This is a genomic window from Myroides fluvii, assembly GCF_009792295.1.
GTDB classification, from domain to species: domain Bacteria; phylum Bacteroidota; class Bacteroidia; order Flavobacteriales; family Flavobacteriaceae; genus Flavobacterium; species Flavobacterium fluvii_A.
This window is the reverse complement of the sequence record NZ_CP039934.1, coordinates 1,742,839-1,760,224: the sequence shown is the minus strand read 5'-3', so window position 1 is coordinate 1,760,224 and position 17,386 is coordinate 1,742,839. Positions and strand designations below refer to the sequence as shown.

The following is a 17,386-nucleotide window of genomic DNA, read 5'->3' as shown; positions in this document are numbered from 1 at the left end:
TTCACTACTGCTTTTTTATTTCCTTTCTCTATTAAAGATTATAGGTATTGTTGTACGTTTTTAACAACTTCTTCAAACTCCGCTGGGCTCAAGCTTTCTTTCTTACTAAAGCGAATATCATCCATTGTTTGCAGTGGAATTAAATGTACGTGTACGTGTGGTACTTCCAACCCTACAACAGACATTCCAATTCTCTTACATGGAACAGCTTGCTCTAAGGCTTTCGCAATCTTTCTTGAGAATTTCATCAATTCTACATAGTGATCTTCTTCCATATCAAAGATTTTATTAATCTCTTGCTTGGGAATACACAGCGTATGTCCTTTTGCATTGGGATTAATATCTAAAAAGGCTAAGAACTTATCGTTTTCAGCGATTTTGTAAGCTGGAAGCTCTCCATTGATTATTTTAGTGAAAATTGAACTCATACGAACGGTGTTTTTTAAAATTAATCTCTTGAAATTTCAAGAATCTCGAAATTCATTTGCCCATTAGGGACCTTAATTTCTGCGATTTCACCCACAGATTTCCCTAATAATCCTTTTCCAATAGGAGAAGTTACAGAAATTTTTCCTGCTTTCAAATCTGCTTCACTTTCTGCGACTAACGTATAAGTTAAAATCATACCATTGGATTGGTTTTTAATTTTAACGGTTGAAAGTACTAACGCTTTTGATTCGTCTAATTGAGACTCATCAATAATTCTAGCACTAGCGACTACCTCTTCCATTTTCGCAATTTTAAGTTCCAGTAACCCCTGTGCTTCCTTTGCTGCATCGTACTCCGCATTCTCCGATAAATCCCCTTTGTCTCTTGCATCAGCAATTGCTTGAGATGCTTTTGGACGCTCTACACTTTTTAACTGCTCTAATTCATCCTTTAGCTTTTTCAGCCCCTCAGCAGTGTAATACGAAATTTTACTCATAATTAACTGGTTTATATAAATAGAAAAAATCCCATGAAACGGGATTTTCTGGTGCGTAAAAATATTTTAATATTTATTTAAATAAATTATCTATTTCTGTAATGACTACATGTCAAAGTTAATTAATTAAATTTGTTTTACAAATATTTTATGCGATGAAAAAAAATTTATTCTTAGTTCTGGTTTTACTATTTAGCTTTAGCTGCTCTAAGGACAGCATGCGAAGCAGCAATCCTTATTTACCGAATAATCCCGTTTCTATTTTCATCGATCTCAATTTACCCGCTTATGATAAGCTAAAATTCCCTAATAATTCTGTAATTATAGAAAATCAAGGCGTTATGGGCGTGATTATTTACAATATGGGTTCTTATTATTTGGCCTATGACATTGCCTGTCCCAATCACCCCGTTGACCGCAATTGTTCGAGAATGAAATTGGACAAACCAGGAGGTGTTATGCTTACTTGCTCTTGTGAACAACATGCCCTTCCTCTTGAATACAGTTTACTAAACGGCAATTCGAAAACTCCTGGAGCTCAATATCCATTAGTTTTTTACTCTGTCAACCAAAAAGGTACAACACTAAGTATTAATTACTAAATAGGCCTAATCCAATAAAATTGACAAAACGCTAAACTTCCTTTCTAGATAGCTGAATGAAGTACGAATACTCGTAAAGAAAAACAAAAAAGGATGATCTTTCGATCATCCTTTTTTTATTAAAACTTCAGCGTTAAACCAGCTAAGATATTGAATGTGGCTTGTGGATAGTATCCTGCACCATCAATGGCTTGTGTTCCATCAAAATCAGACCAATAATAGCCGTTTGAAATGTAGTTCACATCAAAAATATTATTTGCCAAGACAGACACGCCTATACTTCTAAACCATTTCTTCACTGGAAATTCGTAGTTTAAGCTCAAATCATTGACAAAATAAGAATCCAATTTGGAATTCTTCGCTTCAATATTAGACATATACTGTTCTCCTACAAATTTGGTCAATAGGGAAACACTCATTCCCGTAATTGGCTCATACGTTATTGCATTAGACGCGATGAAATCTGGAGAGAAAGCGATTGCTCTAGTACCAAAATATTGCATTTCGCCCTCCCATAAATAATATAGATTCTTGTTTTTGTTTGAACTTAAAGTAATACTAGGATTCCAATACCATTTTTCTAGTACCTTAACATTGGCATCTATTTCGATTCCCAAGCGATAGCTATTATCAATATTCTCGCGAACAGACGCTCCTACATCATTTAATTCACCCGTTAGGACCAACTGATCTTTATACTTCATATAAAAAGCATTGATGTTAATAGCGGTATTTCCTGTATTGAATCTCCAGCCCAATTCAAAATCATCCATCTTTTCTGCCTTTGGCATCTCCTTCTGTACTTTTCTTCCTTCGTAATCGTTTCGATTTGGTTCTTTATTCGCTCTAGCGTAAGAAAAGTAAAGTTGATTCTCATCATTCGCTTGGAAGGTAATACCCGCTTTTGGATTCAAGAAATTAAACTTATCGTTGACCAAGCCAGTATCTAATCCATTTGCTTCATAAGTTACGCGGCGGTATTGCATATCTCCAAATAAACTCCATTGCTCTGCGACTTGCCATGTTGCTTTGGCAAAGAAATTCACATCAGTCTTTACAGCGTGATCGCGGTAATACTCTTGTTTATAATCAAAATTTACAGGTTGTTTGGCCCACAAAATTGTACCAAAATGATCTCCTTCATACTTATTAGCGCCTCCACCTACAGCAACGTTTAATGCTTCTGTTTTATAGTTGACATTGAACACCATCCCATAGAAGTGATTGTCTAAGGCTTTTCGGCGAATTAAGTCCGTGCGATTCACCTCTTCTCCATTGACAAAAACAGCATCTAATCCGTACGCTTTAACCTTTTGCTTCTTTTTGTAATTCTCGTAATACCCAAATCCTTTGGTGTAATGCAAAGACACATTCGAACTCCACTGCTCTGACCATCTTTCACTCCAGTGCAATTGGTAGTGATCTTGTTTGTAGTTGTCTGTTTCGTTGTTGTAGAATTGGGTATTTCCTTGGTCATCTTTATATTCACCTGCTGGGTTATAGCGTCTGCCGTATAAGTCTATTTCTTCTTGAGACACTCCATTCCACGCTTGATACGTTTTCTGTTTACCTCCAAATACTAAGGCTTTAACCAAAGAGGTAGTACCAACATAAACCCCTTGTAAAAAATAGGACTTCAAATCTGAAGAAGCGCGATCCACATAACCATCGGAATGAATATCGGACAAGCGTCCAGCAATTTCAAATTTATCATTAATCAATCCCGTACTAAATTTAACGGTAGACTTACGGGTATTGTAGCTCCCAAATGAATTGGCAATTTCTGCGTTTGCTTCTTGTGCGTAATCATCTGTTTTCAAGTTTAAACTAGCGCCAAAGGCACCCGCTCCATTGGTTGACGTCCCTACTCCACGTTGCAATTGCAAGTTTTGAACAGAAGACCCAAAATCGGGCATGTTTACCCAAAATGATCCATGAGATTCTCCGTCGTTATAAGGAATTCCATTTAAGGTTACATTGACACGAGTGCCATCTGAACCTCTCACGCGAAAACTCGAATAACCAATTCCATTTCCCGCATCAGTTGTTGTCACTACAGAAGTCATATGCGACATGAGCAGCGGGATATCTTGTCCTAAATTGCGTTTTTCAATTTGTTTTTGGGATCTATTTTCATACGCGATAGGCGATTTTCCATCAACGCGAACAGCGGATACCACAATTTCATTTAATGCTGTTTTTTGGATGGAATCAAGAGTCGCTTGGTTTTGTGCAAACCCAGGTGTGGCGGCACTTAGACATAAACCAAGAATAAACAATGAATTTACAGTTACTTTTTTCATTCGTAAAAAATACTTTCACAAATAAAAGGGGCAATTATTGTTTGATTAATAATTACACTTTTCCCATGCAAGATATCCTTGCACTATTTCCCTTGGCAGCATTACCTGCCCAGGTTCTACGGGTATGATCTCAGCCTGTTCGGCACCCCTTTGAGATTTGAACTGCAAATATAGGGAGTATTATTTAGAAAAGAACAAACGCTTGATCCAATCTTTTCTATTTTCTCCTCCCATCCAAGAACCAGAAAAATGATGAATTGCATGAGTATCCGGAGTAATCGTATATACTCCAGTATTCCAATCTTTCGGGCTAAAAAAAGCTTGTGGATAAATGACGTATTTCCCTCCTTCAAGTTCTTGTTTTTGATTCGTCAATTGTAACCCTCTCAATAAGAACTCTTGGGTTATCGTTATTGTATTGGGCGTTGTATAGTATTTTTTATACAAGTGTTTGCGGTAAAATGATTTATTGCGATAAGCATCCAATAATTTCTGTAACATCAGGTTATTCTTCTCACTTCCAAGCACAGCCGTACTCAACAAGCGATCTGATTCGAAACCACAAAAGAATTGATGTGCTAAAAAAGCATCAAAATTTTGTACAATCTCGATATCCGTATCGAAGTATATTCCCCCCTGTTCATTCAACGCGTGTAGACGACACACATCAGAAACAAAAGCATATTTCTTTTCTTGATAGGCTTCTTGAGCAAAACGATAACTGGCAATATCAAAATTATCTTCTGTCCAAATTATCACTTCATACTGAGGTAAATATTGCTCAATAGACTTCAAACATAGTTGCATTTCTTCCGGATAGGCCCCCCTACCAAACCAACATAAGTGAATTTTTTTAGGAATCATAAACTAATTCATTTAATACTGATGCAATTATATTAAATAATAATCACACCCCTATTACTATGCTGCTAAATAATTCGTTTTCTCCCCTCTTTTTTTTCAGAAAGCCTTTTTTTAGTTTCCATATTTTGTCTAATTACCCTTTTAGGCACTTTGGTTTCTCTTCGAATCTTTTGTTGCGTCAAGGCAACCTTGAGCAGTCCAATCAATTTTTGAATAGCAATTTCTTTATTTTTGATTTGACTTCTTGTTTCCTCTGCACTTACAATAAAAATCCCTTCTTTCGATATGTAGTTACTCAGTTTCTTGAGTAACCTGCTCTTCTCTTCTTCATTAAATACAGCAGAGGCTTCCAAATGCCAAAACAAAACAACTTTAGATGAAACTTTATTGACATGTTGCCCTCCCGCACCTCCACTGCGCACTGCCTTAAAATTTAATTCTCTAATTAATTCTTGTTTATCCATGATGCACTTCTTCTTTTTTTAAAATTTTATACCAAGCAATATACGCTTGGATAACCAATATGGTAAAAATAATGAACTGAATAGCTAAAATACCCAATCCTCTATAGGCGTACAGAGGAACGGAAATAACATTCCCTATCAGCCACATCGTCCAATTTTCAATTTTCTTTAAAGCCATAAAATACATGCCCAAGAAAAACACCCCAGATGTAAAAATATCAATGTAGTTTTCTGGATGAATCGCCGTGTCAGTCAAACGATAAACAATATACACCAGGGCAATGGTACAAACAAAAACAACAAGGCCAATTCCCTTTTCTTTTCTATTGGTTCGACTAATTTGCACGGCTTGTCCTCCTTGCTTCATTCTAGACCAATTATACCAACCATAAATACTCATACAGGAATAATATCCATTGAGAATCATATCGCCCAAATAACCCGCTAAATAGAGCAAATACACTGTAATCACCGTTGCGATTAATCCTGTTGGATAAACGAGTATATTTTCTTTACCTGCATACCACACACTGAGAATGCCGAAAACAAAAACAATACTTTCTAGGCCAATATTAAGCCAACTCGTATCTCGATAGGCTCCAAAGAAAAACTCAATCATACTTTTAGCTTATAAAAAAAGCCATACAAAAAGTATGGCTTTACTGTATCATTTCCTACAATTAATTATTTCTGCTCATTAAGATTCTCAAGATATACCAGAACAACAACATTAAAGAAGCAAATAAGCTCAATGCTGCTGGTACATATTGATCTGCAGCATATTCATTTTTAATTTGCCAAGTTGAATATAAGATGGATCCCGAAGCTAAAGCTACCATGGCTAAAGAGAACCACAAACCTAAATCAAAACCAAACAACATCCCTGCTACAATTGTACCCAACGCTAAGAAAAAACCTATTGTTAGAATAGAACGCATGAATGAAAAATTAGCATTCGATCCAAATACCACACCTGTTAAACCCAAAAACAGCGCAAGCGTTAATACTGCTGCTTGTACGATTAATGAAGAGTCACCCGTCATACTTAACGCCATAGCTAAAATAGGCACAAACAAAAAAGCTTGCGCTAAAACATATAACATGAAACCAGCATATTGCTGTGGCTTATTTGCCGTTTTATACGTTAAGTTTTGCGCGAACCAAGTAACTCCCATAAAGGCACCTAGAATGATTAACCATGAGTACTTGCTCATTCCCATTAATTGAAACATTCCATTTACAACAAAAGGAGTATTCAACAATATAGTTTCAAACACCATAAATGCAAGCACACCAAGCGCTAAATTCCCGTACGTTCTTTTGTAAAACTGTGCTTTAACCGTATCCGATTCATGGGCAACAGCATAAATAGGCTGATTATTTTCCATATCTAAAAATTTTGAGCAATTTACGAAAATTGCAACAATTATCATTTACATTTTTAGTAGCTAACCACTAATACATAATCCTCTAAACGAAATAAATGATATTTCAACTCCACTCGGAAATCACCTTGACTAATTTTGGCTTGTCTTTGCTCTACGTTGACATCCATATCTTGAGCAAAGCTCAGACTACGTGAATTACACATCTTAAACAAAGCCTCTTTCACGGACCAAATTTCTGTTAGATACTCCATTTTTTTTAGGTATCCAGTTGGAGTAAAACGCAGCTCTCTTTCATTGCAAAATTTACTGCTTAAACGCACAATCTTATCACGAATTAACTCGATATCCACCCCAACATTTTGCTCACTCATAACAACCACAGCATAATCAAAAGAATGAGAGATGGAGATGTGCACTCCAGAACTTAAACTCGGCTTGCCATTTTCATTATAGGTTAAGTCAGTATCGGCAATATTCAACTGGCGCAAAACTTGACGGACAGCTAAAAAGGCCTTTTGATGATTCACCGACTTCATCTTCAGTAATCGTGCTTGACTAAAAGCAGATAGTTCAAGCCATGTTTCCAACTCTTCTACTGATTCGGTAATATGCCAAACATAGAGTGTTCCAGATTCTACTTCTATTTCTTTTACTAGTGCCATAAATAAAAAAGTCAGTACAAAATACTGACTATGATGAATTGCAAAAATACAATTTGTTCGGTATAAAAAAAAGAGTCGCATTTTGCGACTCTTTTTATATTACATGATAATAACTGAATTATTTCCACTTTCTCCTTTGAAAACTCCATTTTCAAAAATCAACTCTGAAATCGATGATCCATCAGGAAATTCAATTGCAGGACTAATAATAATCCCTTCATTAGAACCTCCAATACCGATACCTCCATTACCATTTATACTATTTCCAGCACTATTAGAAACTTTAGCATATCTAGTATTTTTAGTATATCTGAAATTGAATACTTCCATATCCTCACCAGATGTGATTACCATATTTCTTTTGGCTGAAACTAAGTCAAGATTTCTATGCTTCATTGTCAAATCAAACTGTTTGTCTTCAGCTGTTGCTTTTCTAAACACAATCTGATTTCTTGTAAAATGTCCTTTAAAAAGAATTTCATTCTCTTTAGTTTCATCATACAAAAATTCAATATCCGTTTTTATTCTTGACCCATATTTTGCAGTAATGTTATGCACTGTAGTTTGAACAGGAAAACTCAACGCTAAAGTACTAAGCATAACGAAATCATACTCTTCCTTTACAACATCATATTTACCATCTGTAACATCTGAACGTGTTTCAACAGTCCCATCTTCATTGAACTCAAATAATAAGCTATAAGCTCCTAAAGCAGAATTTTCAGGAAAGAAATCCACAATCCAACCATGCTCTGCTGATACTAATTCGCTTTTTAATTTCGCCTTAGTTTCTTCAAAACGTTGAATTTGATTCTTGTCATAGATATCATTGTCTTCTATATTAGTACAAGATACTAATCCGACTAATGCGAATGATAAAGCCGCTATTTTAATTACATACTTTTTCATACCCTCTATTTATTCTTTCTAATTGTTGTTGATTCAGACTCCCAATATAAATCATGTTGACAGTAATGAACTCCACCATTTTTAACAGTTCCATAAGGACTTGCACTTCTAGTTTCTAAACCGTTAGCTACAATTCCATTACCTCTTCCATTCAATAAACTTGCTGCTGCTGCGTTTGCATTCGCTACTCTACAAAGTTCATCAAAATCTTGATCAAACTCTGTTTTAAAATAATTTCGAACGAACTCAATTTTATTCAAAATCTTTTGACGTCCAGGCTTGTATGAAAATGAACCATCTGCATTTTGCACTTTCAAGGTTTCTAACAAAGCATTTAACTGCTCTGGTGTATTGGTTAACATATAAGAAGCCATCTCAGCGAAATCCTCAAAAATATTATTACATGCGTAAGGCGTAATAAACCCTAATTCTAAAGCTTCATTAGCTCGTACGTTATACCATCCAGTCGTATAATCTCCTATTGTTTCCTTACCATACTCTCTTTCATCAAACGGACTATCTTGATTGATAATGTGAATATATTCGTGTTGAATTGTATGAATAAATTGCTGTGCAGCAGCTTTACTACGAACAACATCGTTTAATTCAAAGAAAGTAATACGTTTACCTGCAGTTGCAATTCCCAACGTTCTCGTACCATTATCATTTAGAGCAGGTCCACCAGCAACGATAAACTCGAATGGCCCTCTAATTTTATGTAAGAACTCAGGTTTAAATGCTTCTTCATACGATTTCAACCAAACTTGATCCACTAAATCCATTGCTGGAATAACGTTCTCTCTTTTAGCTGGATACAATGAACGTAAAACATCATCCGACTCTCCAAACTGGTTTCTATCCCATTTGTACATTACATTGATATGATAAGGGCCATATGTTTCTCTCAAATATACACCCTCAGCACTTTCGTCAACTTCTTTATCAATCAACACACTGTCTTTTGACAACTTATCATCATTTGAACAGGCAGTAAGTCCTAATAAAATTCCACCTAAAACGATATTTCTAAAATTATTTTTCATATTATCTAGGATTAAGTTCAACACCATATTGCGTTAGATGAGAAGGCAACTGAATCGCTTTTCTCAAATCTTTTTTGTTTAAAATAAACTCTTGGTTTGTAACCAAGTCAACGTGTTTCACCTCTAAATTAAATCTTTTAATATCAAACCATCTAGCACCTTCACCTACGAATTCACGTCTACGAATTTCAGCTAGATATTTTACAAATTTTTGTTGATCACCAGATAGTCCATAGAATGGTTCATACTCGCTAGCATCACCAGCTAAAGCAAGAATTTTAGCTTTCGTTGCTTTATTTTTATCGCTAGCAGCATAGTTATAGGTTTTTAACTTCGTAAAATGTGCAATCATTTCTGTTGCTTTATCTAAGTCCCCTTTCATAACTGTTGCCTCGATTCTATTTAGATACATATCATCATTACTTAATAATACGAAAGTAGTATAAGGTGTACCAGAAGTAGTATTTGAACCTTCATAGATAAAATACATAAAAAATTTACTTGCTACAACTGCTGCATTAGAATAATACTGTTGCCATCTTCTGCTGTAAAACCAATCTTTATCATAAGGATTTAATTTTTTTCCAATAGTTTCTTGTAACTCAGTATTTACCCCAAATCTAGATGTAGCTAATCCGTATGGATGAGCAGAGTTTGCAGAAGCTAACAACAAGTTTGCAGGAGTATGTTGACCAGCATAATTCTGTTGTTGCACAGGTCCATCAGCATTAGCATCCTCAGCTAGATCTCTTAACTTTTTCACAGGAAAATCTCCTAGACCATTTGAATACTCAACCACTTTATCCCAATCTCCTTTGTACATATAAAACTTTGTAGCGAAACTTCTAGCCGCTTCTTTCGTAAAATGGTATCCTGGTTTCTTATAAGCATTACCTACTATTTCAATTCCTTCTAGTAAATCTTTTTCAATCAAGTCATAAACTTCTTGAACAGTATTTCTCTTATAATTAACAATCAATTTACTTTCAACAGAAGTCATATAAGGAACCCCTAATTCTGAACTTGCTGTTGCTGGATCATACGCTTGAGCGAAAACATTGACCAACATAAAGTGAGCATAAGCACGCGCTAACAATGCCTCTCCTTTTTGTGCATTCAATTTTCCGTTGCTATTTCCCATTTCTTCAATAGCAGCTAATCCCTGATTAGCATGAGCGATAGCACTATAAGCCGCTTCCCAATACCAAGATGGAGAGTCAAAATCAGCAACTTGATTATCTTCAAACTGAAAATACTTTGTATTAGTCAAGTCGTTTAAATCTATCCTTTTACTATCTCCAAAGTTATCCGTCATAGCCTCCGTGAAATACATATAATCTCTTTGAGGGTATGCATTAACTAGTAGCTCTGATATTTTTTCTGGCGAATCTAATTGCGTTCTATTATCAGGAACTTCTGATAAGAAATCAGAACAACCCACTAGCGAAAATAACGCTAGTGCTGCCGCTGTTAATTTTATATTTTTCATTTTCTTCATTTTCTTCTAAGCTTTTAGATTGATAAATTCAAAGTGAAAGTGTATTGTCTTGTAACAGGCATAGCTACACCACCCACTTGATAAAACTCAGGGTCTTGTCCATTCAACTTCTTATCAGAATAAATCAACCAAGGGTTTGTCACTGAAAATTTCAAACCGAAAGAATTTACTCCAATTTGTTTCTTAAATAACTCAGGGAATTCGTATCCAACAGTAATGTTTTTCAAACGTACGAAATCTCCTTTAGCTACTCTTTCATCAGAATAATTGTAAGTATTATACGCTACATCCATTCTGTTTTTACCAGTCATTAACTGACTTGCATCAAGAATCGTTGGTACAGTTGTTCTATCCTCATCACCAGCGATCATCCAACGATTGTTTAATGATTTAGTGAATACTTGTGTATCATTGTAGTTCGAAGCGAACACAGGGTTCATTCTTACTACATTTCCACCTGAAGCTACAACAAGAAAATCTACTGTAAAGCTTTTGTATTTAAATGTATTGGTAAAACCTAATGATTTATTTGGTTCTAATGCACCACTGTATTTTAAATAAGAAGTTACATCATCTCTATCTTGGAAGTTTGCACCACCAATATTATCAGTTACCCCTGCACCTTGAACGAAAGTTGGTAAACCATCAGCAGTTAAGCCTGTAAATTGGTATGAATATAATCCATTTCTTGATCTACCTACCACGTTACCACCCGTACCAGAAATTAATTGGTGCGCTTGTGCTTCATATGCTAATTTCTTGATTTCTTGATCAAAATAAGAGAAGTTAATATTTGAACTCCAAGAAAAATCAGGAGTAACGATATTTCTAGTTGTTAAGTTTAACTCAACTCCTTTTGTAGACATATCCGCATTATTTCCCCATTTTGTCTCTTGTCCACCAATACCAGATGTTTTAACTAAGTCAATTAAATCATAAGCATCTCTTTTGTACACGTCTGCAGACATATAAACTCTATTGTCAAATAAACCTAAATCAACACCAAGGTTTAACTCATATTGTTTTTCCCAAGTCAAATCTTTGTTTTGTAATTCAGAAATTTCTAAACCAGATTCTCTATCCCCAACTTTAACTCTTCCAACAGTTAATGAATTTTTCAAAATTGCTAATGAGTTAGAAGCTGGTCCAGACGTTGCTGTTAAACCATACGCTGCTCTAACGCTTAAATCACTAATTGTATTGTTATCAATTAAGAATTTCTCTTGTTTTGCATTCCATTTTCCTGAAGCAGTCCAAGTTGGCAACCAGCTAGCTCCACCTTGTCCTTGTTGATTCGAAGCATCTGTACGTCCTGTTACCGACACTACATATCTACCATCATAAGAATAAGTTGCTTTTCCAAAGAATCCAACTGTACGCTCTTTTTCTAACCCTTTACCAAATGAATATTGTCCTTTATTAATCATCATTTCGATTAATCTAGGATCTGTAAATGGTGTAAAACCTTTATCATATTGAAGACCATAACCCGTAAAATTATCATTATTACGGTCAACATGTCTCATTTCTTGTCCAACGAAAATATTTAATTCGTGATCTAAATTTGCTCCTAAAGTTTTAGAGAAATTTAATGTATTTCTTAAGTTATAAGACAATAATGTATTATAGAACTTGTGTAAAATACCTCCATTTTCTAACACCACTTCTTTCTGTGCAGCTGGATTATCTAAATCCTGGTACAAGTATGGGTTAGCATCTCTTGTCATTTTATCACCATTTGCTCTATAAGCTCCTACAACGTTAGAACCTTCGTGAATTTCGTGATTTCTATTTGAATCCACATAACGAACAGATCCTAATGAACTGAAAGTTAAGTTTTTAGATAACTTATAATCTAAATCAACTTGAAACTTAATATCTTTTACATCATACGTCATGAAGTTATTATCTAACTCATTCACGATGTTAAAAGGAGCCCAGTTTTGTCTATAGTATTCTAAATCTCCATTGTTATCATACGCTCTTAAAGCTCTTGATGTATTTAACGCATAACTAAATGGGTTAATATCAAAATCTCTTGTTACCGCTCCACCTACAACATCTTTTTTACTGTTGTAACTTCCTGGCGCTTGTTGATCACGAATCGATGCCATAGAAGACAAAGCAATCGTTAAATTGTCATTCATATAGAATGTAGTCTTCAAGTTAGCTGTAATTCTTTTTACATCATCCCCGATAGACCATCCTGGATCATTTAAATATCCTATTGAAGCAAAGTAGCTAGAGTTCTTACCACCTCCAGAGAAACTCATCGAGTGATTTTGCATAATTGAAGGTCTAAATAAAACTTTAAACCAGTCTGTATTAGCAGTCTCATATTGTCTTAAGAATTCATTTTTAGCCGCATCTGTATGAGGAATCAATTTATTTTCCACTTGTTGCGCCCATAAATGGTACACTCCACCATATCGTCCACTAGAAACCGTTGGAAAAGTTAATCTTCCTTTTCGATCCATCTCCGTTAACACACCCATCGTATCTTGTGAGTTCATGATATCGAAGTTAGCATAATTCGGCACTTCTCTAATTGTACTTTCAAAGTTATAAGTAAACGTCAAAGGAGTATCTCTTCTACCTGATTTTGTAGTAATTACAACAACCCCATTCATCGCGCGAGCACCATAAATAGAAGTTGCAGAAGCATCCTTTAAAATTTCAATACTCAAAACATCACTTGCATTCAACCCAGCAACAGCCGAACTCAAAAGAGATTCCGCATTTCCTGAAGCTAAATCAGCAAAACTAACGTTAATAATATCTTCTTGAACAACTCCGTCAATAACCCATAACGGCTTTGTATCTCCAAAGATAGAAGAAGATCCACGCACTGTAATTTTAGGCGCAGCTCCAAAACTTCCACTTACGTTTTGTACTGTAACCCCAGCAGCTTTACCCTCAATCATTCTACTAACGTCAGGCATACCATCTACTTTTAATGCCTTCTCATCAATTTTAATCGTTGATCCTGTAAAATTGCGTTTTGATACTTTATCAATACCTGTGTTAATGATAACGTCGTCTAACATTTCTGCTTCTTCCGCTAATTTCACATTAACTATGGCTTGTTTGCCCACTTTCTTTTCAGCAGTAACAAACCCCATAAATTGGAACACCAATACAGCGTTCTCATCTTTTACAGTGATTGAATAGTTACCATCAAAATCGGTGGCAACACCTTCTTGGGTACCTTTAATCAACACACTTGTTCCCGGAAGAGGATACCCATCCCCACCAGAAATAACTTGTCCTGTAACCTTTCTGCTTTGCGCAAACCCCTCATTTACCATTAGCAAGGCTGCTATTACAAAGAAGAAGTGAAGTACAACTTTCCTCATGTTCTATTAATTTTAAATTGTTTAACAAACAAATAACAAAAAATCGACATATGCTAATTTTATGTTATTTTTTTACAACCTGAAAAAGTTAAAAAACGTATTCTATTGTTTAGCAACAACTTAAACAAAAACACATTTACCCCCGTTCAATACTGCCAATATACATCATACTGAAGCTAAAAACAAAGTCTTAAAACATTACTTAATACATAAAGACCTAGCGTTAATAAAACCTTATAATTCAAAACAAATACTATTTTTAAAACTAATATTAACAACAATAACACGAAAAGCCATTAGATGCTAATTTTCTTAAAAAATAATTTAACACATTCTTCTTCAAAAAAAAAAGATCGACTTTAAAAGTCGATCTTTTTTCTTTTCTATCTCTTAGATGTTTTCTTATTTCCCTTGATTTTTTAGTAAATCTCTGATTTCTGCTAATAAATCTTCTTGCGTTGGTGCTGGTGGTCCAGCTGGTTCTGGTTCTACAGCCGCAGCTTCTTTCTTTCTCAATTGATTAATTCCTTTTACCAAAAGGAATACACACAACGCTAACAACGTAAAGTTAATTACTTCTGTAATAAAACTACCGTAAGCGAAAACAACGTTACCGTCAATTCCTCTTGCTGCTGCTAGAGGTGCTCCATCAGGAGCTTCTCCTTTTAACACCAAATACATATTCGTAAAATCAGGTGTTCCAATAATTGCAGAAACTACAGGCATAATAACATCATTCACAATACTTGTAACGATTTTACCAAATGCTCCCCCAATGATAACCCCTACTGCTAGGTCCATTACATTGCCTTTTACAGCAAATTCTTTAAATTCTTTTAAAAACCCCATAGTTAAATTTTTATTGATTGCTTTTAACAAAAATACTTAATTTATTCTAAAAAAAAACTTTTTTTTACTCTTCAAAGAAAATTCTTTTAACTCTTTGAGACACACTTGTTATAATCTCGTATGGAATCGTATGAATGGCATCTGCAATAACTGTCGTAGGCAGATCTTCTCCAAAAATAATCACCTCATCCCCTTCCTTACATTCAATTGCAGTTACATCCACCATTAGCATATCCATACAGATAGATCCCGTTATAGGTGCTTTTTTATTTTGTACTAAAACATAGCCTCCATTACTTCCCCATACGCGGTGAATCCCATCTGCATAACCAATTGGAACCGTGGCAACCTTCGTGGGGCGCGCTGCGCGAAAACGACGCCCATAGCCAACACTCTCCGCAGCCTCAATTTCTTTCACTTGCATGATGCGCGTTTTTAACGTTCCCACATTGCGCAATTGCTTCATCTCTTCCTTGTCATTGCCTATGCCGTACAACCCAATTCCCAAACGCACCATATCCATTTGATAGGCGGCATACTTATAAATACCCGATGTATTTAAAATATGCCTAATCGGTTGAATTTGTAATTGCTCCTTAATATAAGTACTATTCTTCTCAAACAATTCCATTTGCCCCAAAGTAAAATCTTGATATACTTCCATGTCACTCGATGAGAGATGAGAGAAAATAGATTTTACTTCTACGCTATTGGTGTGTTTTAAAATAGCAAGGAGTTCATCCAACTCATGGGTTAAAAATCCATGACGATGCATTCCTGTTTCTACCTTAATATGTATCGGGTACTGATAGGCATTTTTTTCACGCACCACTTGAAGGAAGGCTTTCAATTCGCGAATCGAATAAATCTCGGGTTCTAAATCATACGCTAGCATCGCAGAAAAAGCACTAATCTCAGGATTCATGACCATAATATTCGTTTTGATTCCGGCCTTGCGCAACGCAATACCTTCATCAGCAAAAGCAACGCCCAAATAACTTACTTTTTCGTGCTCCAACAATTGGGCAATTTCTACGCTTCCATGTCCATAACCAAAGGCCTTTACCATCACCATGGTCTTGGTTTCTGGTTTTAATTTAGAACGATAGAAGTTTAGATTATGTCGAATGGCGGTGAGGTTAATCTCCAATACGGTTTCATGGGTTTTCTCTTCCAACAAGCTGACAATTTTGTCAAATCGAAATCCACGAGCTCCTTTGATCAAAATGGTTTCATCTGTAAATTCATCCATAGCGACTTTTTGTAAAAACTCGTCCGTGGAAGAAAAGAAACGCATTACGGCTGAATCTGTTCCATACTGACTAATTTCTTCCCCAATGCAAATTACTTTTCCAATCTGATAGCTCTTCAATAAATGATTGACTTGTTGATACAATTCATGGGGTTCTAATCCACTGTGAAATACATCGGATAGAACGACCGTTTTATTGGCATTGCTACGGTGCTTCTCTAAGAAATCTAAAGCAATACTCAACGATTGAAAATCGGAGCTATAGGCATCATCGATAATCGAACAATTGTTGATTCCTGTTTTCACCTGCAGGCGCAATTCCACTGCATATAACTTGTTAATGCGCTCTTGTATGGTTTCAATTGCATAGTCCATCACGAGCATCGTCAAGATACACGTCATGCAATTGCGAACCGAAAATTCATCGGTAAAAGGAAGTTCAACAGTAAAGGTTTCTACCTTATTATATAGTAAACATAGTTTATCCCCCTCAAGTTGACCGTATAGGTCTGTTTCAGTGTCAATTAAACTCCAACTAATATACGTGGTTTGTGGGGATAAAACCGCCACAATTCGATCGTCTTTTTCTCCAATAAGCGTCGGTGTATGCGTGAACAACTGCATCTTCTCTTGCATCTTTTGTTCTTCACTTGTAAATCCATCTTGATGTTCGTTTGTAAGGGAAGTGATAATCCCTAAAGTTGGTTGAACAATCGGTTGTAAATTTTTCATCTCACTCACCGTGGATATGCCAACCTCAAACAAACCGATAGTATGTTGTTCCGCCATTCCAAACACAGACAAAGGGACGCCTGTTTGTGAGTTATAACTCTTCGGACTTTTTATAATCGAGTATTCATTGCTCAACAGGAAATTCAACCATTCTTTGACAACCGTTTTTCCTCTACTCCCTGTTATTCCTACTACGGGAATATCAAATTTTTGACGGTGCCAAGTGGCCGCTTGTTGCAGGGCTTGTAACGTATCTTGCACGACAAAATACGTTACACCAGCCTGCTGTATTATTTTTGTTTGATCTGACACCACAAAATAGGTAATTCCCGACCGAATCAATTCTTCGATATAGGTATGTCCATCGTGATTTTGCCCAACTAAGGCGAAAAACAAGGTTGTACGATCATTCAAAAGCGATCTGCTATCCACAGAAACGCGATGAATCTCAAAGCGCTCTTCTATCTTATCTCCAACAACCTCAGCCTGCAGATAAGCACAGAAATTTGCAGTATCAATATTCATTAATTTGTCTTTAT

General features: G+C 35.7%; 15 protein-coding genes. 1 reads left to right on the top strand and 14 read right to left on the bottom strand.

The window, feature by feature from the left end; all coding sequences use genetic code 11:
• Nucleotides 1–38: 38 nt before the first annotated feature.
• Nucleotides 39–428 (bottom strand): HIT family protein, encoded by a 390-nt coding sequence (locus tag FBR08_RS07960; RefSeq protein WP_158962242.1) that lies wholly within the window; start codon nt 426–428, stop codon nt 39–41.
• Between the two features lie 20 nt (nt 429–448).
• Nucleotides 449–925: a transcription elongation factor GreA gene (greA, locus tag FBR08_RS07955; protein ID WP_158962241.1), complete on the bottom strand. Its 477-nt coding sequence runs from the start codon at nt 923–925 to the stop codon at nt 449–451.
• A gap of 155 nt (nt 926–1,080) precedes the next feature.
• On the opposite strand from greA, the gene FBR08_RS07950 reads away from it, so the two are divergent.
• The gene (locus FBR08_RS07950; RefSeq protein ID WP_158962240.1) at nt 1,081–1,527 is read left to right on the top strand and encodes a hypothetical protein; all 447 of its coding nucleotides are present in this window, start codon (nt 1,081–1,083) and stop codon (nt 1,525–1,527) included.
• 119 nt (nt 1,528–1,646) lie between these two features.
• On the opposite strand, the gene FBR08_RS07945 is transcribed toward FBR08_RS07950, so the two are convergent.
• From FBR08_RS07945 to FBR08_RS07890, 12 genes are all read right to left on the bottom strand, one after another.
• Complete coding sequence (locus FBR08_RS07945) at nt 1,647–3,830, bottom strand: TonB-dependent receptor (RefSeq protein WP_158962239.1); 2,184 nt, start codon at nt 3,828–3,830, stop codon at nt 1,647–1,649.
• A 180-nt stretch (nt 3,831–4,010) separates the two neighbouring features.
• Nucleotides 4,011–4,694 carry a glycosyltransferase family 32 protein gene (locus FBR08_RS07940; protein ID WP_158962238.1) on the bottom strand — a complete coding sequence of 228 codons (684 nt, stop codon included), beginning with the start codon at nt 4,692–4,694 and terminating at the stop codon, nt 4,011–4,013.
• Nucleotides 4,695–4,759: 65 nt separating this feature from the next.
• Complete coding sequence (arfB, locus tag FBR08_RS07935) at nt 4,760–5,158, bottom strand: alternative ribosome rescue aminoacyl-tRNA hydrolase ArfB (RefSeq protein ID WP_158962237.1); 399 nt, start codon at nt 5,156–5,158, stop codon at nt 4,760–4,762.
• Nucleotides 5,151–5,777: a nicotinamide riboside transporter PnuC gene (pnuC, locus tag FBR08_RS07930; RefSeq protein WP_158962236.1), complete on the bottom strand. Its 627-nt coding sequence runs from the start codon at nt 5,775–5,777 to the stop codon at nt 5,151–5,153. The genes arfB and pnuC overlap by 8 nt, the downstream gene beginning before the upstream one ends.
• A 61-nt stretch (nt 5,778–5,838) precedes the next feature.
• Nucleotides 5,839–6,546: a Bax inhibitor-1/YccA family protein gene (locus tag FBR08_RS07925; RefSeq protein WP_199268642.1), complete on the bottom strand. Its 708-nt coding sequence runs from the start codon at nt 6,544–6,546 to the stop codon at nt 5,839–5,841.
• A gap of 53 nt (nt 6,547–6,599) precedes the next feature.
• Entirely contained in the window at nt 6,600–7,208 is a 609-nt protein-coding gene (locus FBR08_RS07920; protein ID WP_233266288.1) for a 4'-phosphopantetheinyl transferase family protein, read from the bottom strand.
• A 99-nt stretch (nt 7,209–7,307) separates the two neighbouring features.
• Nucleotides 7,308–8,117, bottom strand: a complete 810-nt coding sequence (locus FBR08_RS07915; protein WP_158962233.1) for a DUF4302 domain-containing protein — start codon at nt 8,115–8,117, stop codon at nt 7,308–7,310.
• A gap of 5 nt (nt 8,118–8,122) precedes the next feature.
• Nucleotides 8,123–9,160 (bottom strand): substrate import-associated zinc metallohydrolase lipoprotein, encoded by a 1,038-nt coding sequence (locus tag FBR08_RS07910; RefSeq protein ID WP_158962232.1) that lies wholly within the window; start codon nt 9,158–9,160, stop codon nt 8,123–8,125.
• A 1-nt stretch (nt 9,161) separates the two neighbouring features.
• A complete protein-coding gene (locus FBR08_RS07905; RefSeq protein ID WP_158962231.1) occupies nt 9,162–10,649 on the bottom strand; it encodes a RagB/SusD family nutrient uptake outer membrane protein in 1,488 nt (495 codons plus the stop codon).
• 23 nt (nt 10,650–10,672) lie between these two features.
• A complete protein-coding gene (locus FBR08_RS07900; RefSeq protein WP_158962230.1) occupies nt 10,673–14,014 on the bottom strand; it encodes a SusC/RagA family TonB-linked outer membrane protein in 3,342 nt (1,113 codons plus the stop codon).
• 402 nt (nt 14,015–14,416) lie between these two features.
• The gene (mscL, locus tag FBR08_RS07895; protein WP_158962229.1) at nt 14,417–14,863 is read right to left on the bottom strand and encodes a large conductance mechanosensitive channel protein MscL; all 447 of its coding nucleotides are present in this window, start codon (nt 14,861–14,863) and stop codon (nt 14,417–14,419) included.
• 64 nt (nt 14,864–14,927) lie between these two features.
• Nucleotides 14,928–17,372 carry a bifunctional UDP-N-acetylmuramoyl-tripeptide:D-alanyl-D-alanine ligase/alanine racemase gene (locus FBR08_RS07890; RefSeq protein WP_158962228.1) on the bottom strand — a complete coding sequence of 815 codons (2,445 nt, stop codon included), beginning with the start codon at nt 17,370–17,372 and terminating at the stop codon, nt 14,928–14,930.
• Nucleotides 17,373–17,386 lie beyond the last annotated feature (14 nt).

What these genes read in the sequence shown, in the direction of transcription:
- mscL (WP_158962229.1), bottom strand. Translation starts at nt 14,863, where the DNA reads ATGGGGTTTTTAAAAGAATTTAAAGAATTTGCTGTAAAAGGCAATGTA.
- FBR08_RS07940 (WP_158962238.1), bottom strand. Translation starts at nt 4,694, where the DNA reads ATGATTCCTAAAAAAATTCACTTATGTTGGTTTGGTAGGGGGGCCTAT.
- FBR08_RS07950 (WP_158962240.1), top strand. Translation starts at nt 1,081, where the DNA reads ATGAAAAAAAATTTATTCTTAGTTCTGGTTTTACTATTTAGCTTTAGC.
- arfB (WP_158962237.1), bottom strand. Translation starts at nt 5,158, where the DNA reads ATGGATAAACAAGAATTAATTAGAGAATTAAATTTTAAGGCAGTGCGC.
- FBR08_RS07890 (WP_158962228.1), bottom strand. Translation starts at nt 17,372, where the DNA reads ATGAATATTGATACTGCAAATTTCTGTGCTTATCTGCAGGCTGAGGTT.
- FBR08_RS07920 (WP_233266288.1), bottom strand. Translation starts at nt 7,208, where the DNA reads ATGGCACTAGTAAAAGAAATAGAAGTAGAATCTGGAACACTCTATGTT.
- greA (WP_158962241.1), bottom strand. Translation starts at nt 925, where the DNA reads ATGAGTAAAATTTCGTATTACACTGCTGAGGGGCTGAAAAAGCTAAAG.
- FBR08_RS07960 (WP_158962242.1), bottom strand. Translation starts at nt 428, where the DNA reads ATGAGTTCAATTTTCACTAAAATAATCAATGGAGAGCTTCCAGCTTAC.
- FBR08_RS07900 (WP_158962230.1), bottom strand. Translation starts at nt 14,014, where the DNA reads ATGAGGAAAGTTGTACTTCACTTCTTCTTTGTAATAGCAGCCTTGCTA.
- FBR08_RS07905 (WP_158962231.1), bottom strand. Translation starts at nt 10,649, where the DNA reads ATGAAAAATATAAAATTAACAGCGGCAGCACTAGCGTTATTTTCGCTA.
- FBR08_RS07945 (WP_158962239.1), bottom strand. Translation starts at nt 3,830, where the DNA reads ATGAAAAAAGTAACTGTAAATTCATTGTTTATTCTTGGTTTATGTCTA.
- FBR08_RS07910 (WP_158962232.1), bottom strand. Translation starts at nt 9,160, where the DNA reads ATGAAAAATAATTTTAGAAATATCGTTTTAGGTGGAATTTTATTAGGA.
- FBR08_RS07915 (WP_158962233.1), bottom strand. Translation starts at nt 8,117, where the DNA reads ATGAAAAAGTATGTAATTAAAATAGCGGCTTTATCATTCGCATTAGTC.
- pnuC (WP_158962236.1), bottom strand. Translation starts at nt 5,777, where the DNA reads ATGATTGAGTTTTTCTTTGGAGCCTATCGAGATACGAGTTGGCTTAAT.
- FBR08_RS07925 (WP_199268642.1), bottom strand. Translation starts at nt 6,546, where the DNA reads ATGGAAAATAATCAGCCTATTTATGCTGTTGCCCATGAATCGGATACG.